We start from the raw sequence: 23,690 nt of genomic DNA on the forward strand, positions 1-23,690 counted from the left end.
ATGCTCGCTGAAGTCCGGACCTTCAATGACCCGCAACAACATGCCGGCTCCATCCAGGGCTGGCAGCAAGTCTATGACCAACTGGGGCGTGGTTGCCTGACCAGCGAACTGCGGCAGTTGTCCGCTGATCGCTTCCAGATCTTCCAGGAGGTGCTGGACAAACGCGTGGTGCAGCGCGGCTTTGCGCCCAAAGGTCGGTTGTGCGCGGCCATGTCTCTGGGCGGTGCGCCCGTCGTTCAAGGGCAGCAGGTGGGGGCACATAGTGTCGTGCTGTTGCGTGACGCCGAAGAGTTCGTCCTGCATGCACCGGAAGGCACGCACTTCCTGGCGCTCAATGTCGACACCGTACGCTTTGCCAAACTGGCGGCGTTCGAATTATCGAGCGAGCAACTCAGGCGCTTGAAGACGGTGTCACAGGTGAGTGTGGATGAGGCGTTACTGTTGCGTATACGGCAACGTATCCTCCCGGCGTTTCGTCACTTTTTGGAACATGCGGACGCCATCAACCCGGCCTCGGAGAAAATGCTCGAGGACGTCATGCTCAATGCCTTCCTCGATTTGTTCAGCCATGCGACCGACGACACACGCTCACGCCGGAGCAACTTTTCCGTCAGTGCGTACTTGGTCAAGCGCTGCCAGGAACTGATCGTCGCCAGTGGCGATACCCCATTGAGCATCCTCGACCTGTGCGAGCAATTGCGCGTCAGCCGACGGACCCTGCAGAACAGTTTCCAGTCAGTGACCGGCATGCGTCCGGTGGAGTACTTGCGCAACCTGCGCCTCAACGCGGTGCGTCGGCGCCTGATCGCTACGCCCGCCTGCGCCATGAACATCGGCGAGGTCGCGGTGGCAATGGGCTTTTTTCACCTGAGCCATTTCGCCGCGCATTATCGCGAGCTATTTGGCGAGTCCCCTTCCGATACACCCAGGGCGAAGCGCTGACGCCCATGCCTGCGTGCTGTCGTTCAGGGCTCGATGTCCGTATGGAGGGGGCTGATGTGCGATTTGCCGGCAGGCTGCTCAGGCAAAACTGATCCGATCGGCGTAGGCATTCTGAACGATCTTGCGCTGGTAGTCCGAAGGCGTGGTACTGACCAGCTTCTTGAAGTCCCGCAGGAAATGCGACTGGTCGGAAAAGCCCAGGTCGAGCGCCAGCTCCGAGAACGATACGTCCTGATGGGTGTTGAGGGTTTCCAACGCGGCCTGGCAGCGGATGATCCGGCAAAAGGTTTTGGGCGACAGGCCGGTGTCCTGGCTGAACTGGCGGTGCAGTGTGCGGCTGGTGTAGCCACTCAGGTCCTCCAGGTGCTGGATGCGGATATCGCCGCGATGCCGCAGCGCCTGTTGAATGACCATGCTCGTCAGTTGTGAGGTCTTGCCCATCAGGCGCGGCGCCAGATGATCGTTGAAGAGCCGCATCTGTTCGGCCAGCAACGGGGTCTGGACGATGCGCTCGAAGATGCGCTGGGCGAACCCTGAAACTTCCAGCAGATCGAGTTCCTGCTCGGTCAACTCCTCAGCCAGCACATTGATGAAACCGGGAATGATACCCGGCGAAAAACGCACGCCGAAATAATGGTGACCCTGGTGCAGCACGACGGCCTGGGCCGCCAGGGGCGTTCCGCAGATCCTGGCGGTCGGGCGCGTGGCATCACAGTCAAAGACAATGTCCACGCAACCGTCCGGTACGGCCAATATGTCGCTGGAGAGCGCCACATCGAAGGCATAGAAATGCGAGATCGCCGGGTGTTCGGAGGGCATGACCGAATACCGCGAAGAGTTGAGCACGAACCAGGGTTGTTCGTACGCAGTGTGGTGCCGGGGAGTCGGCGCGCACAGTTTGGCCATGGTGAGACCTTCAATGGGCAACTTACGAGAATTTTCACGCATTAATCGCGCCAACTCGTGCGCCTGGCCAATCGCGGCATGTCCGAAATTTACAATACCGCCGCACACCCCAGCGTGATACTCGACGTTGACAGCGTGGAGCTGCGCCTACCGCAGCGATGTCACCTTCAGCCCGAGAAAAACTATGTCTAATAATACAAAAATCGACTTCATCTACCTCTCCGAGCAGGACATGATCCGCGCCGGTGTCACGGACATGCTGGCTTGCGTCAACACCATGGAGGAGATGTTCGGCCTGCTGTACATCGGCGACTATCGCATGGCCGGACCGAACAACGACTCCCACGGCGCAATGGTGACCTTTCCGCAGGACTCACCGTTTCCCAACATGCCCAAGCCCACGGCTGACCGCCGGATGATGGCGATGCCGGCCTACCTGGGCGGCAGCTTCTGCACAGCGGGCGTGAAGTGGTATGGCTCCAACATCGCCAACCGCGAAAAAGGCCTGCCGCGCTCGATCCTGATGTTCACCCTGAACGACCCCGACACCGGAGCGCCTTTGGCGCACATGTCCGCCAACCTGCTGTCCGCTTACCGCACCGGCGCGATTCCCGGCGTGGGCGCGCGTCATCTGGCTCGCAAGGATTCGAAGGTGGTTGGCCTGCTCGGCCCCGGCGTCATGGGCAAGACCACCCTGGCGGCATTCATCGCCGTTTGTCCGCAAATCGACACATTGAAAATCAAAGGTCGCGGCCAGAAGAGCCTCGATAATTTCATTGCCTGGGTCAAGGAAACCTACCCCCAGGTGACCACGATCAAGGTGGTGGATACCCTCGAAGAAGTGGTCCGTGATTCCGACCTTGTTACTTATTGTAGCTCCGGTGAGGTGGGCGACCCCGCAACCTACCCAATCGTGAAGCGCGAGTGGGTCAAGCCGGGCGCCTTCATGGCCATGCCTGCCTGCTGCAACATCGACGCCGACATGGAGCGATCCGACGTGCGCAAGGTGTTGGACAACACCGGCCTCTACGAAGCCTGGTTCGAAGAACTGCCCAAACCCGCGCACCACTGCGTTCCCGTGATCGGCGTGCGCTTCATGGACATGATTGCCGAAGGCAAGATGCACCCGGAAGAGCTCGAAGACATCGGCAAGATCGTCGCCGGCCAAGCGCCAGGCCGGCGGAACGATGAAGAGATCATCATCATGTCGGTGGGCGGCATGCCGGTCGAAGACGTCGCCTGGGGCACGGTCGTGTACCGCAATGCCATCGAACAGGGCATCGGCGTCAAATTGAATCTGTGGGAAACCCCCGTCCTCAGCTAACGCCTCCATTCCTTTGAAGAGACTTTCGACATGACCAAAATCATCAAGCTCAAGACCGGTTCCCCGTTCGAAGAACAGGCCAGTTATTCGCGCCTCGTGGTCGTGGACAACTGGATTTACGTTTCCAACACCGCGGGCCGCAACCCACAGACCAAACTGATTCCCGAGGACATCCTCGAACAGACGCACCAGGTCTTCGCCAACATCGAGACGGCCCTGGCAGCCGTCGATGCAAGCCTGGCTGATGTCGTCTGCTCGCGGGTGTTCATTCAGGATCCCAAGGATGTGCCGGTCGTGATGAACCTGATCGGCGAGAAGTTTCGCGGTGTCGATCCAGCCAGCACGGTGACCTGCCCACCCCTGGGCTCGACGGTCTACAAGGTGGAACTGGAAGTGACGGCCTATCGCAATGCTTCGAAGGCGCAAGTCGAAGTCATTCGCCTGTCCCAGTGACTGTTACACGGCCGCGCACGCGCGCGGTCGTCCTCAACCGCTTATCGAGTTTTAATCATGGCACCGACCATAGAGCCCGTGAACACGTCGACCGCTTTTCCTTCCACGACCTCTGTCGTCATCATTGGCGGTGGGATCATTGGCCTGACTGCTGCGTTGACGCTGGCTGAGCGCAACATTTCGGTCGTCGTGCTGGAGAAAGGGCGTATTGCCGGCGAGCAGTCCTCCCGTAACCTGGGTTGGGTGCGCAAGACCAATCGTCACCACGATGACATCCCGCTGGCCCTCGCGGCGGATCGCTTGTGGGCACAGATGCCTGAGCGGGTAGGGGCCGATGTCGGCTATCGTCAGGCGGGCATCATGTTCCTGGGCCGCAACGAGGCGCAGATGGCGATGCATGCCGGCTGGCTCAAGTCGGTCGAACATCTGTCCCTGGACTCGCGATTGCTGAGCAAACGTGAGATCGAAAAACTGGTGCCCGGTGGCGTGGGTGACTGGGCCGGTGCCATCCATACCCCATCCGATGCGCGGGCCGAGCCGACGTTGGCCAGCAGCGCTATCGCCAAGGCCGCCATGGCCAAGGGCGTAATCATTATCGAGCAGTGCGCGGTGCGTACCTTGCAGATGTCCGCTGGCAGAGTCAGTGGCGTGGTCACTGAAAACGGCGAGATCCGCTGCGAACACGTGCTGCTGGCCGGTGGCATGTGGTCGCGGCGGTTCCTGGGCAACCTCGGCGTATCGTTGCCAACCTTGCCACTGACCTGCTCGGTGCTGCGTACCCTGCCGATGGAAGGTCCCACGGAGATCGCTGTGGGCGCGCCTGATTTTTCCTTTCGCAAGCATAAGGACGGCGGTTTCATCATCACCCAGCGCGGTAAGTTGGACGCTTTCCTGACCCTGGATCACCTGTTGCTCGCCAAACAGTACCTGCCGCAATTCCGGGCGCAACGCAGTGTCCTGGAAGTGTCCCTGGGCAAACCTTTTTTCAATGACCTGGCGCTCGCCCGGCGTTGGCAGGCCGACTCTGTGAGTCCGTTCGAACGTGTGCGGGTGCAGGACCCGGCCGCGAACCAGCGACTCAATAACGATGCGATGAATAACCTCAAGGCCGCGTGGCCAGTCTTCGAGAATGCCCGCATCGCCCAGGCATGGGCCGGCACCATCGATGTCACACCTGACTCGAATCCGGTGATTGGCGCGGTCGCGAAAATTCCCGGTCTGACCGTGGCCACCGGGTTTTCCGGGCATGGTTTCGGCACCTCGCCGGCGGCGGGGCACCTTGCGGCGGATCTTGTCAGTGGCCATGCCCCTATCATCGATCCGAGCCCTTATCGCTTTGATCGATTCTAATCGACCGTCCAGCACCTTCATTGTGCGGAGCCAACCCATGCCTACACAGAGTCGTTTCTTTTCCAATCGCTCAGGCCTGCGCTTGCATTATCTGCGCTGGGGCGAGCCGACCGGGGTGCCCTTGGTATTGCTGCACGGGCTGCGGGCCTACGCCCAGACCTGGACGTCGTTGGCCCAATCGCTGGGTGATGGCTACTGCATCTATGCACTGGACCAGCGTGGTCGTGGCCTGAGCGACTGGGCTGAACCCAGCAGCTACCACACCCGGTCGTATGTGGAGGATCTCGAGGACCTCGTCGCTCATGCAGGCCTGCAACGTTTCGTGTTGCTGGGGCACTCGCTTGGAGGCGCCAACGCCCTGGAATATGCGCGGCTCAACCCGGGACGCCTGATAGGGCTGATCATCGAGGACATTGGTCCCGGTTCTTCAAGTCAGGGTGATGGCGCGGCGCGCATTCGCCGGGAAATGAGCCAGACGCCCCTGCAGTTTGATGATTGGGACGCGGCTCGTGCCTTCTGGCGGGCTTCGCGTCCCGGCCTGTCGGAAGAGGCCCTGGCCTCCAGGTTGGCCCATTCGATGAAACAGAGCGGCCCAGTGGTCACCTGGCGCCACGATCAACAAGGCATTGCCGAGGCGCGCCTGAGCATTGAACCGACCGATCTATGGCCGGCCGTCCACGCCCTGGATTGCCCGAGTCTGTTCATTCGCGGCGCTCGCTCGGACTTCCTGCCGCCGGCGACATTGGAGGCCATGAGTGCCAGTAACCGCCATGTCCAGACAGCGGAAGTCGCCGGGGCCAGCCATTATGTGCACGACGACCAGGGCGAGGTTTTCAACCAACTGGTCGCAGGCTTCCTGAAGAGCCTGGCGATCCCGGCTCGATGAAATCCAGAGCCCGACTGATTGCACTGTTGTCATCGCTTACGGCATTCGTGCCGTTTTCAATCGACACTTACTTGCCCAGTCTCCCGCAGATCGCTCGCGACCTGTCGGGCAGTGCCGCCCAGGTGCAACACACCATCAGCGCTTTTCTGCTCGGTTTGTGCCTGGGCATGCTGTTTTATGGTCCGCTGTCCGACCGCTATGGCCGTCGTCCGTTGTTGTTGGGCAGTCTCGTCGTGTATGGGGCAGCGACCCTGGGATGCCTGTTTGCCGACAGCGTCGAGCATCTGATTGCCTGGCGATTTCTCCAGGCGATCGGCGGAGCAGGGGCCTTGATACTGGCCCGGGCCATTGCCCGGGATCTGTTTGGCCTGGCGCAAGCGGCCAAGGTGCTGTCCTGGATGCACTTGCTGACGATGATGGCGACGTTGGTCGCGCCCATGATCGGTACATGGCTGGTATTGATCCAAGGCTGGCGCACGATCTTCGCCGCGCTGTTCATGCTCTCCAGCCTGTGCCTGATCATGGTGACATTCGGTCTGAAAGAGAGCCTTGCGCCACGGGCCAATGGCGCCTCGGTGAAAGGGGCCTTTGCCGCCTACCTTGCCATCGCCAGGCAGCCTCGGGCCGTGGCGCTGATTGGCTGCATGGCCCTGTCATTCGGCGGCATGTTTGCCTTCATCACCGCCTCGCCATTCGTGTATGTGGTGTTCTTCGGCGTCTCGCCACGGACCTTCAGTGGCCTGTTCGCCTTGAACATTCTCGGCATCATCGTGGTGACCCTGATCAACGCCCGCTGGGTCGGCCGGTTCGGGCCGCAGCGCATGTTGGCGGTGGGGGCCGTACTGGCGGGCGGGGCCGGGGGCGCGATGCTGCTGATCGGGTTCACGCAATGGGGCGGCTTGTGGCCTATCGTCGGCTGCACGGTGATGTACATGGGTGTCACGGGGTTGCTGGGTGCCAATTGCACGGCGAGCCTGATGGCGATGTTCCCGCACCAGGCGGGCGCGAGTATCGCGTTGGGCGTGTCGGTGCAGTTTGCCGTCGGCGCGCTGGCAAGCCTGTGGGTCAGCTACCTGGCCGATGGCACGTCGTGGCCGATGTGCCTGGTCATGGGAATCTGCGGACTGGGCTGCCTGGTCGCGTGCGGGTTCTCGACCCGCACGCCCATCGAGCCCGGCATCGCGGGGGATGACGCGTGCGTGCCGTTCCAGCCTTGATAGGGATTATTGCGAACGCAGGGTTTTTGACGGCTGCTCGGCGAACAGCGCCTTGTAGGCGCTGCAGAAATGCCCCAGGTGGGTGAAGCCGAAATCACTCGCCACGCGGGCAATGGTGAAGTCGTCGGCAGATGTGGCGTGCAGTCGTCGGCGCACGGCATTGAGCCTGACTGACCGCAAGTATTCGACCGGACGCATGCCGGTTACGCTGAGAAAGCTGCGTTGTAGCGTGCGGCGGCTGACTCTCAGCTGCTCGCAGATATCCAGCACCGTGATCGGCGTTTCGTGATCGGCGAGGGCCAGTTCCTGACTCTGCCTGACCAGGTAGGCGCTGACGGTGTGGTTGCCCAAGCGTGTGCGATCCTGTTCGCAGCCTTGTTCGAACAAGTCCAGCATCGATTGCAGGGTGGCATCCTCGACCACGTTCTCTGGAAAGCAAGGATTGGCCTGGGCGGCGGCGACGAGCGCCAACAGGCGCTGGCGGATGGCGTTCAACGAGGGTTGCGGCAGCGCCAGATGGGTGATGCGGCCGAGCTTGCGCAGGCCGCTCTCGGTAAACTCGCGCTCGGCGAAAAAACCGAACCTGTCGCTGGCTACCGTGATCGCCAGCAACTCCATGCCTTGGGCCGCCTGCACGGAAAAATCCTGGCCACCGTGAAGAAGCGACACGGATTGCGCATTGAGACGCTTGCCTTGGAACAACAGCGGTTCATTCAGTGACATCGGCATGGCCAGGCACAGTCGACCCGCCGGCGCGGTGCCTTGTTGCACTACACGCTTATCGAGGGTTTCGTGGAAAATCTGGAAGCGTTCGCCGTTGATGTACCTGAGCAGGGTGTGGGCGCAGCCGTTGCTCAGTTGGTCATAGGTTTGCTGCCAACCGGTGATCGCACAGGCATGCAGGTGTATGTCGTCAAAACGTTCGGTTCGCGTTTGCATGATCTTTGCGCTCCACCCATGGCTTATTTCACGCTTGGATTCCAGAGCAAGTCCCAGGCCATCGTGCTCCAGTCAGCGGCCCTGCGCGCTGCGATAACTGCGCGGGGACTGTTGGTACTGTTGGCGAAATACCCGGGAAAAGTGCGCGGCATCCTGATAGCCACACTCGAAGGCAATGTCGGTGATCGAACTGTGCGCACGGTTTGGATCGCCCAGGGCCTGGGCGGCCTTTTCCACGCGCAATCGCTGGATGTATTTGCAAACCGGCTCGGCCTCGCCTTCGAACAGGCGATACAGTCGGCGACTGGAAATGCCCATCTGCTCGGCCAGGCGCGCCGGATTGAGGTGCGGTGAAGCGAGCTGTGCCCGCAGCAAGCGCTCTGCCTGCAAGCGCAGCGGATCGCTACTGCCCAGGTTCGGCTGGCGACCCAGGGCGGGGCGTAGCAGGGCAATCAGGGCGTCTTCCAGGGCGCCTTCATCCTCGGTGTCCGCCCAGTGATCGAGTTCACCTGAGCTGACCTGCAGCAGCAATGTCCGCAGCAGGTGGCCGCTCATGCCATCGGTCGACACCTTGCCAAACCGCGTGCCGGCCTTGAGCTTCTCCCGTGGCAAGTGGATGGACACGTGGCGGAACAAGCCCTTGGGCAGCATCTCGATGTCCAGGGAAGAGTCCAGCAAGGCCATGTCGCCCTCGGAGAGTTCGATCCTCTCATCGTCCAGGCGCACCTGCATGGTCCCCGAGCGCTGCAACACCAGGAAGCAGAAGCGGTCTTCGGCGCGGTCGCTCGCGCCTTTATGGCGCACGATGGACCGGGCATTGCTGCGGATATGGGCGATCTCCGTACCGGCCAGATTACGCAACTCGATGTCGCCGATGAACAGGGCGTTGTCATGGGCAAACCGAGCCGTGAACGCACCGCAAACCGCCTCGACTTTGCGCGACCAGGTGTGAAGGCGGGTATCAGCTTGTTCGATCATGCAACCTCCGTACACACTACAGTGCGTAAATACATGCACTTTTCACGTGATTATCTGAGTAATCGTAGGGTCGAACAAACCTTGCACGCTTCAGGCCAGAGTCCCGTCAGTAGCGGATCATCACCGATTTGAGCTCGGTATAGTCGTCGATGAATGCACTGCCAAATTCACGACCGATTCCCGATGCCTTGGTGCCTCCGAATGGCACCGATGGGTCGAGGAAGGTGTGCATGTTGACCCAGACCGTCCCGGCTTCGATTTGCGGTATCAGCCGCAGGGCCTTGGACAAGTCGTTGGTCCAGATGCTGGCAGTCAGCCCGAACGGACTGTCGTTGATCATCGCGACCAGTTCCTGCTCATCGTCAAAGGGCAGTACGCACACCACCGGGCCGAAGGTCTCTTCGTGCAGCAGCGGGTCATCCTTGCCGCTCGCCAGGACCAGCGTGGGCTCCACATAAAAACCGGCACGCTCGACAGCGCGGGCGCCGTAGATCACTTGGTTGTTCTGCTGGGCGCGCTGGAAGAAACCCAGAATCTTGTCGTAGTGCGCCTTGTTGGCCAACGGACCGAACTGGGCCTGTTCATCCAACGGTGAACCGATGACCATCTGTGACAAGGCCGCGCCCAGTTTTTGTGTCACCTGTTCGACGATGGAGCGGTGCACATACAGTCGTTCGGGCGATGCGCAGACTTGCCCCTGGTGCACATAGGCCGACTGCAGCAGGCGTGCTACCGCATCGTCGACATTGGCGTCCGCCAGCAACGCCGCGGCGTTCTTGCCCCCCAGCTCCAGGGTAGCGCGGGTCAGGTTGGCGGCCATGGCGGCCTTGCCCACGGCGATACCGGTCGGCACCGAACCGGTGAACGAGACCTTGCGTACAGACGGATGCTCGATCAACTGCTGGCCCACTTGGCCGCGTCCGTTGAGAACGTTGAAGGCGCCGGCCGGGATGCCCGCCTCGATGGCCAGTTCTGCCAGGCGTAGCAGCGACAGGGGCGTATATTCGCTGGGCTTGATGACCACGGTGCAGCCGGTGACCAGGGCGGCGCCCAACTTCCATACACCGATCATCAGGGAAAAATTCCACGGCACGATGGCGGCCACGACGCCCACCGGTTCGCGCAACGTGAAGGCGGTGTACTGCTCGCCCTCGATCGAGGGAATCGACGGCGTCATGGTCTGACCGCCGATCTTGGTGGCCCAGCCGGCGAAGTAACGCAGGAACACCGCGCTCTGGGCCACTTCCAGATGGCGCGCGAGATTGATCGACTTGCCGGAGCACACGGTTTCCAGCTGGGCCAGTTCTTCCCCGTGGATCTCGATCAGGTCTGCCAGGCGATTCAGCGCGATTCCCCGCTGGTACGGCGAGACGCGGGCCCAAGCGTTCTGGAACGCGCTCACGGCGCTGTCGACGGCAAGGTCGACGTCGTGGGCCTGGGCATCGCGCAGGTGGGCTACCGCTTCGCCAGTGGCCGGATCGATCACGGCGATGCGCTCCTCGCCAGCGCTGATTTTTGCAGCGCCATCGATGAAGTTGGAGTGGTCGCGAGCCAGGAAGGCAACGACCGAGGGCAGTAAGGTGATGTGCATGGCAGCGCTCCAATGAAGGGGTCGTCGCACCCGACCAACTCAGGTCGTGGCGCGCTCGAAAGACCCTTGCATTAGAACCGTGCGCATCAGTGACTGCTTGCTTCTGCCTGCCTGAAACTTGGATGTGCCTGACAGTGCCTGTCGCCGTCGACTATCGGAACGGCTAAGGCTCGCCCAGGTTGTCGAACACGGTTTCCAGCATGCGGTTCAGGCGCTGGATCTGGGCTTCGGTCATGCCGGTGAAGCTGCGCTTGAACACATCGCGGGTCGCGACCTGGATCCGTTCGATGGCCGCGCGGCCTTCCTCGGTGATCCGTACCTGCGTGACGCGACCATCCTCCTCGCTGGGCGCGGTATCGACCAGGCCATCCTCCTTCATGCGATAGACCGTCTTGGTGATGGTCGACAGCTTGGCAATGGCGTGGGTAGAGATCTCCGAAATACTCGACTGGCCGTTCTCCTTGAGGATGAACAACACCCGCCAGCGCGGGATATCCAGGCCGATTTTTTTCAGGGCTTTTTCCATGTATTGGCTGTAGCGGCCATGGACCATTGCCAGCCAATAGAACGGGAAATCTTCTTTGTGGAAGTCTTCGCTGCCAGGGTCGTAGCGGCCTGGGTGTTTTTTTGGAAGGTTCATGGCGGGCTCATGTCGGAAACGGCCGGCAATCATAGACTTTTCTCGTGATTTTGGCACGTTTCCGGTAGGCAGGGAGAACGGAAAAAGCGCGATGGGATCGGCTTAAAATTAATTGACAATTCACGTAAATTTCGGTGAGTGTGAAAAAAAGAAAAGCGCATCATGCGCCCATGAATGCATTCGGCCCAGAGGTGGACGTGACATGACCATAGTGATCGAGCAGTTTTCCCTGGGGGGCAATGGGCCCACCGTGATGGTGAAGGACACCATCGACGTGGCGGGCCTGGTGACCCGCGCATCGAGCCAGGCGTTGGCTGACGCAGCACCCGCCACCGCCCACGCCGATGTGGTGCAGGCACTGCTGGACAAGGGCTGTCGTCTGGTGGCCAAGACCAGCCTGCATGAACTGGCGTTCGGCACCACCGGGATCAATCGCTGGACAGGCACGGCGCCCAACCCACGTTATCCCGGCCGGATCCCCGGCGGGTCTTCCAGTGGTTCGGCGGCTGCCGTGGCCGCCGGCCTGGCGGATTTTTCCCTCGGCACCGACACGGGGGGCTCAGTGCGTATTCCTGCCTGTTGCTGCGGGGTGTTCGGCTTCAAGCCGACGTTCGGCCGTGTCAGCCGCCGCGGCGTCATGCCAACCCATACCAGCCTCGATTGTGTGGGCCCGTTTGCCGCGAGCCTGCCGATGTTGGTCAGCGCCATGCAAGCCATCGACCCGACTTTCGTCCCGGTGGCGGCGCCTGACGCACCACGCCTGGGTGTGGTGAAGGTACCTGCCAGTGCATCGGTGCAACGGGTTATCGACGCCGCTGTCGCTGACAGCCGGTTACCCACTCAAGCCATGACGCTGACCGGCCTTGAAGCCGCCTATGAGGCCGGGATGGTGGTCATCAATCGGGAAACCTACGACGCCTGTGGCCATTTGTTGGAGACGGGCCGGGTGGGGGCCGATATCGCCGCGCGGTTGACCGCAGCCGGTACCACCACGGCGCAGGCCCTGGCGCAGGCCGAGCAGGTCCGGGCGCAGTTCACGGCTGAAGTCGACCAGGCATTGAGTGAGGTCGACGTGCTGGTACTGCCGACCATGCCCGATTTTCCACTGGCGCTGGTCGATGCTACCGACACCCGCGCAGTGTTGGGCATGACGGCGTTCGTACGGCCCTTCAATCTTTCCGGGCACCCGGCGTTGAGCATTCCGCTGGGCAGCGCCGAGGGTTTGCCGGTGGGCCTGCAACTGGTGGGGGCAAAAGGCGCCGATGAGCAACTGCTGGCCATCGCCGGTCGCCTGCTTGAACGGCTTTATTCCAGGCTCGACACGGTGGCGCGGTGATGAGCGAAACCAAAACGATTGAAGCCTTGGAGCGACGCCTGCGGCGCTTCGAGATCGAATCCTGCGTACGCGCCTGCATGAATCGCTACATGGTGTTGTGCGATGCCTTGGACGCGCAGACGCCGCTGGATGAATTGGCCGCTCTGTTTACCCGCGAAGCCCTGTGGGAGGGCAAAGGCGCCAAGTACGCCAAGAGCTTGGGTGGCTACCGCGGGCGCGAATCGATTGCCGCAATGTTCGCCGGGTACATGAAGTCGCCGGCGCACTTCGCCCTGAATGTCCATTTTCTCACCAGCGAGTTGATCGAGGTGCAGGACGACACGGCCATGGGGCATTGGGTCATGCTGCAGACGTCTACGTTCAACAGCGGTGCGTCCCATCTCAATGCGGCGCGCCTGACCGTGCGATTCGCCCAGGAAGACGGGCAGTGGCGGATGGCGCATTTCCAGACAGAGAACCTGTTCAGTCGCCCGGTGCAGGCCTGGAACAGCGACGCCGACCTGCCAGTGCCCCAATCCACTGCGCAGTAGCGCACTGATCCGTTCGTCAATCCTTTTCCTCGCCTGAGCGCCTCGACCGACCTTCACGGTTCGGTCCGGGGCGCGCTGTCGATGGCGCCTGCCTACTGGAAAACCCCGCACCGCAGCTGTGGCCGATGCATTCGGCCGTTCGCGTTTCGGCCGGGCTTTCAACGTTTTACTCACGTCGATGCAGGTCGGTATTTAGCTGAAAAAATATCAATAAATTTTTGTGATTTTTGGTTGTGGTGCCAGTGGTTGAAACTGATCGTATTGTATAAAAAACACCTATTAAACAGTTAGTTGAGTGTTGAATTTAAAGTATTTACTGCTTTTTATGATGTCCGATAATCGAACTATATTGCATGACTAATCAATTGACAATTCACGTAATTCGGCCCAGATTTATCCCAGCGGCACCCCATAAAAACAAAGGTAATCACCATGCCGATCCAGTCCGTTCGCTTGGCTTGCGCCGCGATCCTTCAAGATGAAGACCCTTCGATTTCGCCAGCAGCGCCCATTCGATTTGCCAGCCTTTTCGCCCAAGCCCGGGTCCTGATTCCAGGCCAAGCCCAATACCGTTCCTGATGACGGAGTAGACGTATGCATTCGCTAAATGCCTCAGCGGTCGATGCCCCGAGCGCGCTTGCCAGTGGTCCCGCTTTCGATGCGCTGCTTGACGATGTCCGCAAGCGTGCCCGCGCCGGTGAGTTTGACCGTCAACGGTATATTTCCCAGGACGTGATCGACGCGTTTAAACACCATGGCGTCTACCGCTCGCTGGTGCCTAAACGCTTCGGTGGCTTGGAATGTTCGCCCGCTGATTTTTGCCAGATGATCGAACGCATTGCCCAGGCCGATGGTTCCGCCGGTTGGGTGGCCAGTTTCGGTATGAGCCCGGTCTACCTTGCTGCGCTGCCGATCGAAAGCATCGCCAAGGTGTACGCCAATGGCCCGGACCTGGTCTTCGCCGGTGGCATCTTCCCGCCGCAACCGGCCGAGGCGGTGGCGGGTGGCTTCCGGGTCAACGGTCGCTGGAAATATTCCAGTGGTTCGATGGGCGCCGACATCGTCGGTGTGGGCATCGCGCCAAAAAATGGCGACACATTCGGGCTGCCGCGTATCGCTGTGATGCCGCGCAGTGCGATCCGTATCGAGCAGACCTGGGACACGGTCGGCTTGTTGGGCACGGGCAGCCATGACCTGGTGGCCGAGGACGTAATGGTTGCCGAGGAGTGGACCTTCGTGCGCGGTGGCCTGCCGAACCTGGACGAACCGTTCTTTCGCTACCCGTCACTGTCATTCGCCACCCAAGTGTTATCGGTGGTCGGCCTGGGCGTGGCGCGCGCCGCGCTGGATGCGCTGGCCGACATGGCCAGCGGTCGGGTATCGGTGACCGGAGCTCCCGCGATTGCCGACCGGCCATTGGCCCAAGTGGACATCGCCAAGGCCGAAGCCGACCTGCGGGCGGCCCGCGCTTTCTTCTACGAAGCCATCGAGCAGGCTTGGGCGTTCGTCCTGGCCGGCGATGCGGTTCCCGTGTCGATTACCAATCTGCTGCGGCTGTCTTCGACCCATGCCACTCGTGTTGCCGCTGATGTGGCGCGCACTGCGCAAATGCTTTCGGGCATGAGCGGTGTGTACAACGACAGCCCGCTGGCGCGCTGTGTCAACGATGCTCAAGTCGTGACCCAGCACGCTTTCATGGGCGATATCACCTATCAGAACGCCGGGGCGATGTTCTTCGGCAAACAGCCTTTGCCTGGCTATCTCTAACCGTCGAGAACAAAAAATGAGTGATAAAAAAATGCTGCGCGTGCTGTTTTGCATGGGTATCAACCAGAACTTTTTCGACGCCCCCCGCGACGAGCAACTGCAAGTGTGGGCAGCGTTCAGCGCCATGTGGAACGGCATTCACGACCTCGCCGGCGTAAAGGTGCTGGGCAACATGGACGACGACCAGAGCATGGTCGGGCCTTCCGATGGCTTCCCCTGGACCACCTACCTGTTGGCCGACGTACCGGATATCGAAACGGTGCACGCGGCGTGCAACCTGTTCCGCAGCACGCCGGTGGGCGAGGGCCTCTACAAGTTGTGGCGCTACGCCAAGGTCGAAGCCCGGGTTGGACGCGAACTGATCATCCAGCGCGCCTGACGCTCGCGAGCGTATTTCGAATGACCGCGAGCGGCGCGAGGCGCCCTTGACTGCCCGGGTCGCGCCCACGCGACCCGCTATTGATCTGTCGGCACCTGCGCCGACGAGGAGATACCGTGACCCAGTTGATTCCAGCCGTAAACCTTGCCATCGATCCTGCCGACCTAGTGCAGGCTGATCGTGTACACACTTCGATGTACACCGATGCACAGCTATTCGATGCCGAGCTCGAGAAAATCTTCTATAGCACCTGGATCTGGGTGGCCCACGAAAGTGAAATCCCAGACAGCGGCAGCTACAAGACCACCTACATTGGCAAGCAGCCGGTCATCGTGGTCCGCGACCGCAAGAAGGACGTGCATGTGCTGCTCAATCGTTGCCGTCACCGTGGTGCCACGGTGTGCGAGCACAAGAAGGGCAAGACCAACAGCTTCGTGTGTCCTTACCACGGCTGGGGCTACGCCCTGGACGGCTCGCTGCGTGGCATTCCGCATCCAGAGAGCTACGCCGATTGCATCGACAAGGCCGAGCTGCCTTTGGTCAGCCTGCGAACCGAGCGCTATGCGGGCATGATCTTCGCCACCTTCAAAGACGACATCGAACCGCTGGAGGACTACCTCGGCGCGGCGAAGAAATGGATGGACCTGTTCATGAAGCAAGGTGCCGGTTATGGCATCAAGGTGCCGGGCGAACATCGCTTCCGCTTCCCGGGCAACTGGAAAATCCAGCTGGAAAACACCACCGACGCCTATCACTTCCCACTGGTTCACAAGAGCTTCCTGTCGTCGGTGGACGAACAGACCATGGAACTGTTCGATTTCGTCAAAGGGCCTGGCTATGTCGAGGACCTGGGCAACGGCCACAGCGTGATGGTGATGATCCCCGATCTCATCGACCTGGAGGCTGACCTGGACAGGCCGATCCCCGAGCGGTTTGAAGCACTGGCCGCCGAACTGCGCGCCGAAGGCATCGAAGAACAGCAGGTGCGCCGGATCGTGCGTGCGGTGGGCGGCACCGGCTTCAACCTGAACCTGTTTCCCAACGTCGCCTGCTCGATGGCGTTTTTCCGGGTGTTACAGCCGATCTCCGTCAACGAGACCGAGATCCATCATTCGGTGATCACCATGGACGGCGGACCGGCCGTGGCCAACCGCTACCGCTTGCGCCTGCATGAGCATTTCCAGGGGCCGATGGGTTTTGGCACGCCGGATGACTCCGAAGCCTGGGAACGCGTCCAGAAGGGCGCCAATGCTGGTGAAGACCTGTGGATCATGCTCAACCGTGGCCTGCCCGGCGAGCAGTCCAGCCAGGATGGGCGGGTGTCTGACGTGAGTGCCGAAACCGGCATGCGCGCCGGTTACCAGCAATGGAAAAAGATGATGTCGGCCTGACCTGTGGAGAACCTTATGAACCTGCAATTGCTGCAAGAAGTCACCGCTTTCATCTGGCAGGAAGGCGACATGCTGGACCACGGCGAATACGACACCTGGTTGAAGATGTGGACCGAAAAAGGCACCTACATCATCCCGATCAACCCCAAGGAAACCGACTTCGAGAACACGCTCAACTACGCCTACGACGATCACCACATGCGCGAGTTGCGCGTGCAGCGCCTGATTGGCGGGGAGTCGATCTCCACCAGCCCGCAGCCGCGTACCGTGCGTACGCAATCGCGCTTCCGGGTGCTGCGCGATGACGGCATGACCGTCACCGTACGTTGCGCGCAGAACGTGCGCGAATTCCGCAAGGAGAGCCTGAAGTTCTACAGCGCCGACCTGACCTACGAGCTGGTGCGTGCCGATGGCAGCTTCAAGATCCAGCGCAAGCTGGTCAGCCTGATCAACAGTGACGATGCCCTTGCCGGTATCGGCTACATCCTCTAAGGGGGGCTGACATGAGCCATATCGCATTGGTGACGGGCGCGGGGCAGGGGTTGGGGCAACATTTTTGCGCCAGCTTGCTGCGGGCGGGCTACGCCGTGGTCATCACCGACATCGAGCTGCAGGCGGCCAAGGCCTGTGCCCTGCAGTTGGACGCCGGTGGCAAGTCCACCCTGGCGCTGCAATTGGACGTCGGCAACAAGGCTGATTTCGAGCGCGTACTGGTCCAGGTACTGGAGCATTTTGGCGGCTTGCATGTCGTGGTCAACAACGCAGCCGTCACCAAGACCACGCCGCTGATGCAGATCAGCCCCGAGGAATTCGACGCCGTCGTGTGCCTGAACCTGCGCAGCGTGTTCCTGAGTTGCCAGGTCCTGGGCGCGCACCTGGCCGAGGCCGGTTACGGTCGCATCATCAACATGGCCTCCCTGGCGGGGCAGAACGGCGGGACCGCCACCGGTGCGCACTATGCCGCCAGCAAGGGCGCCATCGTCACCCTGACAAAGATTTTCGCCAAGGAATTCGCGGCGCAGGGCGTCACCGTAAATGCCATCGCGCCGGGGCCCATCGATTCGGCGGCGGTCCGCTCGGCGGTGCCGGCGGAGCGCTTGCCAGGCCTGCTCGCCAATATCCCGGTGCAACGCTTGGGCGATGCGGATTTCCTGGGCGACTTGATTGTGCAGTTGGCACGCCCCGAAGCCTATTTCACCACCGGGGCGACCTGGGACGTGAATGGCGGCCTGTTCATGCGTTGACTGATACCGGGCCGCCACGGGCGGTCTTCTCGAACTCGTTGGAATAACGGTCATGAATGAAGAACTGTTGGACGTAGTCGTGCGCAAGCGCGAGCTGCAAGGGGACGGCGTCGTCGTCCTGGACCTGAGTCGTCGCGACGGCGCCGCCCTGCCGGTGTTCGACGCTGGGGCGCACATCGATATTCACCTGGGCCAGGGACTGGTACGCCAGTATTCGCTGTGCGGCAATCCCGCCGACCCAAGCGTCTATCGGCTGGGTGTACTCAAGGACCCGGCTTCCCGTGGCGGGTCGATCAGTGTGCACGACACGCTGCTCGAAGGCTGTGAATTGAAGATCAGCGCGCCACGCAACCTGTTTCCGCTGGCCACGCAGGCACGGCACTCGATCCTGCTGGGCGGGGGCATCGGTGTTACGCCGATGATCGCCATGGCGTATGCCCTGCACCAGGCCGGCAAGTCTTTTGAACTTCACTACTGCGGGCGCGAGCGCAGCCGCAGTGCGTTTCTCGATGAACTGGCCTGTGCGCCGTTCGCCGCGAATGTGTCCACCCATTTTGACAACGAAGGTCCCGGGCAGGCTCTCGACCTGGTCAAGGTGTTGGGCAAGGGAGAGGACGGCGTGCACATGTACACCTGCGGGCCTGGCGGATTCATGGACTGGGTGATCGAGGGCGCACGTAGACAAGGGTATGCCGAGACGCACATCCACAAGGAGTATTTCCAGGTGGAGGTGGACGGTTCCGGCGCCGGCTTCGAGGTGGTGGCCGCGCGCAGTGGCAAGACCGTACAGGTTGCCGAAGGACAGAGCATTCTCGCCGCGCTGGCGCAAGTGGGCATCAAGATCGAGATTTCCTGCGAGCAAGGCGTCTGCGGGACGTGCTTGTGCGATGTGCTCGAAGGCGAGCCGGATCATCGTGATGTGTACCTCACGGACGATGAAAAAGCCGGCAACGATCAAATTCTAGTGTGCTGTTCGCGCGCCAAATCCAAGAAACTCGTGCTGGATATCTGAGGGGAACGACCATGGTAGACGTAAGCACTTTCCGCAATGCAATGGCCATGCTCGGTGGCGCTGTGTCGGTCATTACCACCGATGGCAAGGCGGGTCGTTTTGGCTTTACCGCTTCTGCGGTGTGCAGTGTGACCGACTCGCCGCCAACGCTGCTGGTGTGCATGAACCGCTCATCGCATTCCAACGAGCATTTCAAGCGCAACGGCGCAATCTGCATCAACATTTTATGCGGCAATCATCACGAGCTGTCCGGCGCCTTCGCCAATCGAGCGCTGACGATGGATGAGCGCTTCGCGGTCACCGACTGGACCACGCTGCAAAGCGGTGCGCCGGTCATGCTCGAGGCATTGGCCAACTTTGATTGCCGTATCGCTCAGGTGCATGAGGTCGGGTCCCACAGCATCTTCTATTGCGAAGTCCAGACCATTCGCCAGAGCGGCGCGGACGAGGGCCTGGTGTATTTCAACCGGGCCTATCACCGCCTGTGCGAGGCCTCCAAGGCCTGTTGACCCGTGCGCAATGCCGGGCCAGCTGAACGGTGCGCTCGTGCCGGCGGCAGGTCCCGCAAACTAGGCCAATATGGGATAGCCGCCGCGGCGCACGGCGTCCTAACATCCGGTTCAATGGATGAACCTAATAATAATTCGCCACCTGCCTTGCCTGTCACGGTGGCTTTTCCCGCAACGACTGCCCTCATAAAACAAGGTAAATAAAATGAGCGTATCAACCTGCGGCAGTTCCGCCACGGAACTGCGCCGCGGCACCCTGGGTGCCGCCATGATTATCTTCTTCGTTGTGTCTGCAGCCAGCCCGCTCAGTGTCCTGGCGGGAGGGTTTCCCATCGGTATCATGCTGGGCAACGGTGCCGGCATGCCGGCGCTGTTGCTGGCCACTTTGCTGGTGTTGCTGTGTTTCGCCGCAGGCTACACCACCATGGCCCGTCATGTTGTTCATGCCGGGGGCTTCTACGCCTTCATTTCCCAGGGGCTCGGCGGCCTGGCGGGAGGCGCGGCCGGGGTGTTGGCGATCGTGGCCTACAACATTCTGCAGGCCGGCATGTATGGGCTGTTCGGCGCCGTGGTCGCCGGTAACCTGGAAGCGGCGCTGGGTGTCCAAGTGCCGTGGTGGAGCTGCTCGTTCGCGGCCTTGGGGCTGATCGCTTTTCTCGGCTACCGCAACATCGATCTGTCCGCCCGGGTGCTGTCGGTGGTGGTGATCGCCGAGTACGCCGTGGTGTTGATTCTCGATGTGGTCATCATCGGCCACGGCGGCGCCCACGGTGTCGATTTCAGCGCCTTTACGCCGACGCAGGTGACCCAGGGCAATCCGTCCATCGGGCTGTTGTTCTGCTTTGCGGCATTCATCGGTTTCGAAGCCACCACCCTGTATGGCGAAGAGGCCAAGGACGCCAAGCGCACCATTCCCATTGCCACCTATGCCTCCGTGTTGTTGATTGGTGGTTTCTACACCCTGTCGGTGTGGGCCATGGTCATTGGTGCGGGCAGCGATGAGATCGTTGCGCGCCTCCAGGCCATGTCGGATCCGACCACTTTCCTGTATGCGCTTTCGGATCAATACGTGGGCAGCGGCCTGACCAACCTGATCAGGCTGTTATTCATGGTGAGCCTGTTCGCTGGTTTGCTGGCCTTTCACAATGCCGCCGCGCGATATTTCTTCGCCATTGGCCGCGACGGGCTGATCCCCCGGAAACTGGGCACCACTCACTTGCTCCATCAAAGCCCGCACGTGGGCTCCGGCCTGCAAAGCCTGATCGCCGTGCTGATCGTGTCGGTTTTTGCCCTGCTTGGCGCTGATCCGGTGATGCAGCTGTTCGCCTGGTTTTCCAACCTGGCAACGCTGTGCCTGATCCTGTTGATGGCCATGACCTCCCTCGCGGTCATCTTCTACTTCCGGGCCAATCCGCATCTGGCTACCAGCAAGTTGCGGTGCCTGTTCTTGCCAGTCTTTTCCGGCTTGGCGCTGGCCGGCATCTGGCTGATGGCGCTGATGCATTTCGATGTACTCACCGGTGCCAGCAAGGAGCTGTCGATCGTGTTGTGCTCGATCATCCCGCTGACGGCCCTCATTGGTGTGATATTGGCGGCGCGCTTGCGCACCACGGCGCCATTGCGGTTCCGCTCATTGGGGCACCAGGCGGTGTGAAACGCCAGTAACCTGCATCACGCGCAGAAAATGCTCCGTGTCGAATGATCCGGAGCATTTTTTTGTCTCCCACATCCTTACGGTGTTACCTGGCTACCGCTATGCACATGAATGGGCAGGGCGTGAGCCGTTTGGTAGCACTTTTGTGCGCTTTTCGTCCTTTTCAGCGACGTCCCGAAACCGGGTTCGGCGAGGATGTCTCCTGAATCAATCACTTGCGCCTTGTCAAATGCTGTTGGCACGCATCCTGCTATTTTTGAATTTATGGATAATTGGATACAAAAATTCAAAAGGTGCCGCCATGCAATTCGTTCCGACTTTTTCTGAACGCCCGCCGATGACGGCCGAGGAGGAGGCTTACAACTTCCTGCTGGACGCCATTTGTGGCGGACGATTGCGCAAGGGGGACCGGCTGATCGCCGAGGACATCGCCAGCGAGATCGGTATGAGCCGGATGCCCGTACGAGAGGCGTTTCGTCGCTTGGACGCCCAAGGCCTGGTGACCCTCAGGCCCAATCGCGGGGCCATTGTCAGTGGCCTGGATATCGATGAGCTGCACGAAGTCTTCGAGATGCGCAGCGTCCTCGAAGGGCTGGCGATCCGTGTCGCGGTCGCCAGGATAGGCGAGCGCCAATTGGCTGCCTTGGAGCGTCTGCTGGACGAGATGGACGATTACCGCGAGGAAAGCGCCGAGTGGGTCAGCCGGCATCGTGCCTTTCATGAATACCTGTGCAGCCTCAGCGGTCGTCCCCGGTTGCTGAAGCAGATCAGTGCCCTCTATTCCCTGATCGAGGCGCCCATGCGCCTATGGCTTGAGCACGTGGAAAAACCCCTGAGTGCGCGCCAGGAACACGCGGTGATCCTCGACGCGATTCGTACTGGCGACGCCGATAAGGCCGAGGCCGTGGTGCGCGCGCACATCGAAGGCACTGTTCCTGAGTTGATCCAGTTTCTGCAATCGAAAAATTAACCAGAGCGGGCCCCGAGCCTGCCGTTGTTTTGACTTTGAGTACTGCCCGTTACTAACTGAACTGGAGTGTCTGGTCATGCATAAGCCTCGCCTGTTGGTTGCCGCCCTATCCTTGGGATTCTGTGCTCAGTGGGCGGTTGCCGCGCCCGTTGTTCCGGAGCGCTTGCTCAAGGTCGAAAAACTCGTCTATTGCTCAGGCATGGATTCGCCACCCCTGGTGTCCTTCGATGAAGCGCAGAAACCCAGGGGCTTGACCGTTGACCTGGGCCTTGAGATCGCCGAGCGCCTGGGCGGCAAGAAAGTCGAGTGGCGGGTGATTCCCTTTTCCGGACTGCTCCCGGCGTTGCTCGCCAAGCAGTGCGACATGATCGTCGACCAGTTGTTCGACAAACCCGAGCGCCGCGAGGTGATCGACATCGTCAACTACATGTATTCCAGCCAGGCGGTGGTCGTGCCCAAGGGCAATCCGAAGGGCCTCAAGACGCTGCCGGACCTCTCCGGACACAAGGTCGCGGTGCTCAACGGTTCCACCATCAAGACCCTGCTAGACGCCGAGAACGAAACCCTGGCCAAGTCCGGCAAGCCGGCGATGAAGCTGGTGGTCTACAACACCGACACCGATGCTTTCCAGGCCCTGCGTATCAGCCAGGTCGACGCCTATGGCACCACGGTGGAAACCGCCGGTTATTACGCCGCCATGGCGCCCGATCTGTTCGAGGAAGGGGTGCCGGCCTTCAGCCGGATTCTCACCGGCCTCGGCATCCGCAAGGACGATGCGCAACTGACCGCCGCCGTGCAGCAGGTGATCAACGACATGCGCAGTGATGGCAGCTACAGCCAGCTACTGAGCAAATGGCATGTCGCCAGTGACACTCTTGATTGAGGTGAGCGTCGATGAACTTCAATTGGGATGTGTTTTGGCAGTACCTGTTGCAGCCCAGTGATGTTTACCTCACCGGGCTCTGGCTGACCTGCGTGATCAGCGTGTTGGCGATGCTGCTGGGTTGCTTCCTGGGACTGGCCGCAGCGTTGCTACGGTTGTCGAGCAACCCGTTGCTGCATTTGCCGGTGCGTTTTTATGTGTGGCTGATGCGCGGCACGCCGTTGCTGGTGCAGATTGTCTTTCTCTATACAGCGCTGGCGGCAGGGGGGATTTTCCGCTTCGAAGACATCGATCTGTTCGGCCTGGTGATCCCCGGCAATATCCAGGCGGCGATCATTGCTCTGGGGCTCAACGAAGGGGCCTATATGGCCGAGATCATCCGGGCCGGCATCGGCGCGGTGGACAAGGGCCAGTACGAAGCCGGGCGTTCCCTGGGCATGACATTCGCCAAACTGATGCGCCGCATTGTCTTGCCCCAGGCGTTCCGGGTCATCGTCCCGCCACTGGGCAACGAGTTCAACGTGATGCTCAAGAACACCACGTTGGTCAGTGTGATCGGCGTACAGGAACTGTTGCTCAGTACTCAGATGGTCACGTCGGCGACGTTCCGGGTGTTCGAGTTGTATCTGGTGGTGGCGATCTATTTCCTCTTGCTGACCACTTTGTGGGGCTTTTTCCAACGTTGGCTGGAAGCCCGTTTCGGCCAATCGGACCGGCCCTCGTCACCGCCGCCGGCGTCGACGCGGATGTTCGGTCGCAGCACCCTGAACTTGCTGAGGGCTCGTTAAC

At 60.9% G+C, this 23,690-nt stretch carries 24 protein-coding genes; 19 read left to right on the forward strand and 5 right to left on the reverse strand.

What is annotated here, in order from left to right; all coding sequences use genetic code 11:
* Positions 1 to 942 carry a helix-turn-helix domain-containing protein gene (locus BMY45_RS08075; RefSeq protein ID WP_092396411.1) on the forward strand — a complete coding sequence of 314 codons (942 nt, stop codon included), beginning with the start codon at positions 1 to 3 and terminating at the stop codon, positions 940 to 942.
* Positions 943 to 1,020: 78 nt separating this feature from the next.
* Here the strand turns inward: BMY45_RS08075 and BMY45_RS08080 are convergent, their stop codons facing one another.
* Positions 1,021 to 1,848, reverse strand: coding sequence for an AraC family transcriptional regulator (locus tag BMY45_RS08080; RefSeq protein WP_092396908.1), 828 nt, complete (start codon positions 1,846 to 1,848; stop codon positions 1,021 to 1,023).
* Between the two features lie 184 nt (positions 1,849 to 2,032).
* Here BMY45_RS08080 and BMY45_RS08085 point away from each other — a divergent pair, with 184 nt between their 5' ends.
* Genes BMY45_RS08085 through BMY45_RS08105 form a run of 5 tightly spaced genes read left to right on the forward strand, consistent with a single transcriptional unit; the run spans position 2,033 to position 7,078 of the window.
* Positions 2,033 to 3,172, forward strand: a complete 1,140-nt coding sequence (locus BMY45_RS08085) for an ornithine cyclodeaminase family protein (protein ID WP_092396413.1) — start codon at positions 2,033 to 2,035, stop codon at positions 3,170 to 3,172.
* A 30-nt stretch (positions 3,173 to 3,202) separates the two neighbouring features.
* Complete coding sequence (locus BMY45_RS08090; RefSeq protein ID WP_092396415.1) at positions 3,203 to 3,625, forward strand: RidA family protein; 423 nt, start codon at positions 3,203 to 3,205, stop codon at positions 3,623 to 3,625.
* A 57-nt stretch (positions 3,626 to 3,682) separates the two neighbouring features.
* Positions 3,683 to 4,975, forward strand: coding sequence for an NAD(P)/FAD-dependent oxidoreductase (locus tag BMY45_RS08095; protein WP_092396417.1), 1,293 nt, complete (start codon positions 3,683 to 3,685; stop codon positions 4,973 to 4,975).
* 37 nt (positions 4,976 to 5,012) lie between these two features.
* Positions 5,013 to 5,861 carry an alpha/beta fold hydrolase gene (locus tag BMY45_RS08100; RefSeq protein ID WP_092396419.1) on the forward strand — a complete coding sequence of 283 codons (849 nt, stop codon included), beginning with the start codon at positions 5,013 to 5,015 and terminating at the stop codon, positions 5,859 to 5,861.
* The gene (locus BMY45_RS08105) at positions 5,858 to 7,078 is read left to right on the forward strand and encodes a multidrug effflux MFS transporter (protein WP_092396421.1); all 1,221 of its coding nucleotides are present in this window, start codon (positions 5,858 to 5,860) and stop codon (positions 7,076 to 7,078) included. Before BMY45_RS08100 ends, BMY45_RS08105 begins: the two co-directional genes overlap by 4 nt.
* Before the next feature lie 6 nt (positions 7,079 to 7,084).
* Here the strand turns inward: BMY45_RS08105 and BMY45_RS08110 are convergent, their stop codons facing one another.
* From BMY45_RS08110 to BMY45_RS08125, 4 genes are all read right to left on the reverse strand, one after another.
* On the reverse strand, positions 7,085 to 8,017 hold the full coding sequence (locus BMY45_RS08110; RefSeq protein ID WP_092396423.1) for a helix-turn-helix domain-containing protein: 933 nt from the start codon (positions 8,015 to 8,017) through the stop codon (positions 7,085 to 7,087).
* A 72-nt stretch (positions 8,018 to 8,089) separates the two neighbouring features.
* The gene (gene feaR / locus BMY45_RS08115) at positions 8,090 to 8,995 is read right to left on the reverse strand and encodes a transcriptional regulator FeaR (RefSeq protein ID WP_092396425.1); all 906 of its coding nucleotides are present in this window, start codon (positions 8,993 to 8,995) and stop codon (positions 8,090 to 8,092) included.
* A gap of 106 nt (positions 8,996 to 9,101) precedes the next feature.
* Positions 9,102 to 10,586, reverse strand: coding sequence for an aldehyde dehydrogenase family protein (locus tag BMY45_RS08120; protein WP_092396427.1), 1,485 nt, complete (start codon positions 10,584 to 10,586; stop codon positions 9,102 to 9,104).
* 163 nt (positions 10,587 to 10,749) lie between these two features.
* A complete protein-coding gene (locus BMY45_RS08125) occupies positions 10,750 to 11,226 on the reverse strand; it encodes a MarR family winged helix-turn-helix transcriptional regulator (protein ID WP_092396429.1) in 477 nt (158 codons plus the stop codon).
* 202 nt (positions 11,227 to 11,428) lie between these two features.
* Here BMY45_RS08125 and BMY45_RS08130 point away from each other — a divergent pair, with 202 nt between their 5' ends.
* The 13 genes from BMY45_RS08130 to BMY45_RS08190 all read left to right on the forward strand — a co-directional run bounded on the left by BMY45_RS08130 (position 11,429) and on the right by BMY45_RS08190 (position 23,689).
* Positions 11,429 to 12,562: an amidase gene (locus BMY45_RS08130; protein WP_092396431.1), complete on the forward strand. Its 1,134-nt coding sequence runs from the start codon at positions 11,429 to 11,431 to the stop codon at positions 12,560 to 12,562.
* Complete coding sequence (locus BMY45_RS08135; protein WP_092396433.1) at positions 12,562 to 13,092, forward strand: nuclear transport factor 2 family protein; 531 nt, start codon at positions 12,562 to 12,564, stop codon at positions 13,090 to 13,092. The genes BMY45_RS08130 and BMY45_RS08135 overlap by 1 nt, the downstream gene beginning before the upstream one ends.
* Before the next feature lie 594 nt (positions 13,093 to 13,686).
* Positions 13,687 to 14,859, forward strand: coding sequence for an indole-3-acetate monooxygenase (gene iacA / locus BMY45_RS08140; protein ID WP_092396435.1), 1,173 nt, complete (start codon positions 13,687 to 13,689; stop codon positions 14,857 to 14,859).
* A 16-nt stretch (positions 14,860 to 14,875) separates the two neighbouring features.
* Positions 14,876 to 15,238: an IacB protein gene (locus tag BMY45_RS08145; RefSeq protein ID WP_092396437.1), complete on the forward strand. Its 363-nt coding sequence runs from the start codon at positions 14,876 to 14,878 to the stop codon at positions 15,236 to 15,238.
* 116 nt (positions 15,239 to 15,354) lie between these two features.
* Positions 15,355 to 16,629: an aromatic ring-hydroxylating oxygenase subunit alpha gene (locus tag BMY45_RS08150; protein WP_092396439.1), complete on the forward strand. Its 1,275-nt coding sequence runs from the start codon at positions 15,355 to 15,357 to the stop codon at positions 16,627 to 16,629.
* Positions 16,630 to 16,644: 15 nt separating this feature from the next.
* Positions 16,645 to 17,121, forward strand: a complete 477-nt coding sequence (locus tag BMY45_RS08155) for an aromatic-ring-hydroxylating dioxygenase subunit beta (protein WP_092396441.1) — start codon at positions 16,645 to 16,647, stop codon at positions 17,119 to 17,121.
* A gap of 11 nt (positions 17,122 to 17,132) precedes the next feature.
* Positions 17,133 to 17,873, forward strand: coding sequence for an SDR family NAD(P)-dependent oxidoreductase (locus BMY45_RS08160; RefSeq protein WP_092396443.1), 741 nt, complete (start codon positions 17,133 to 17,135; stop codon positions 17,871 to 17,873).
* Positions 17,874 to 17,925: 52 nt separating this feature from the next.
* Entirely contained in the window at positions 17,926 to 18,885 is a 960-nt protein-coding gene (locus tag BMY45_RS08165; RefSeq protein ID WP_092396445.1) for a PDR/VanB family oxidoreductase, read from the forward strand.
* Positions 18,886 to 18,896: 11 nt separating this feature from the next.
* Complete coding sequence (locus BMY45_RS08170; RefSeq protein WP_092396447.1) at positions 18,897 to 19,394, forward strand: flavin reductase; 498 nt, start codon at positions 18,897 to 18,899, stop codon at positions 19,392 to 19,394.
* A 205-nt stretch (positions 19,395 to 19,599) separates the two neighbouring features.
* Positions 19,600 to 21,048, forward strand: coding sequence for an APC family permease (locus BMY45_RS08175; RefSeq protein ID WP_092396449.1), 1,449 nt, complete (start codon positions 19,600 to 19,602; stop codon positions 21,046 to 21,048).
* A gap of 301 nt (positions 21,049 to 21,349) precedes the next feature.
* Positions 21,350 to 22,018 (forward strand): GntR family transcriptional regulator, encoded by a 669-nt coding sequence (locus BMY45_RS08180; RefSeq protein ID WP_092396451.1) that lies wholly within the window; start codon positions 21,350 to 21,352, stop codon positions 22,016 to 22,018.
* 76 nt (positions 22,019 to 22,094) lie between these two features.
* A complete protein-coding gene (locus BMY45_RS08185) occupies positions 22,095 to 22,901 on the forward strand; it encodes an ABC transporter substrate-binding protein (RefSeq protein WP_092396453.1) in 807 nt (268 codons plus the stop codon).
* A gap of 11 nt (positions 22,902 to 22,912) precedes the next feature.
* Positions 22,913 to 23,689, forward strand: a complete 777-nt coding sequence (locus BMY45_RS08190) for an amino acid ABC transporter permease (protein WP_047225541.1) — start codon at positions 22,913 to 22,915, stop codon at positions 23,687 to 23,689.
* The last annotated feature ends 1 nt before the right edge of the window (position 23,690 follow it).

The organism is Pseudomonas sp. NFACC39-1 (assembly GCF_900110355.1).
Taxonomy (GTDB): Bacteria; Pseudomonadota; Gammaproteobacteria; order Pseudomonadales; family Pseudomonadaceae; genus Aquipseudomonas; species Aquipseudomonas tehranensis.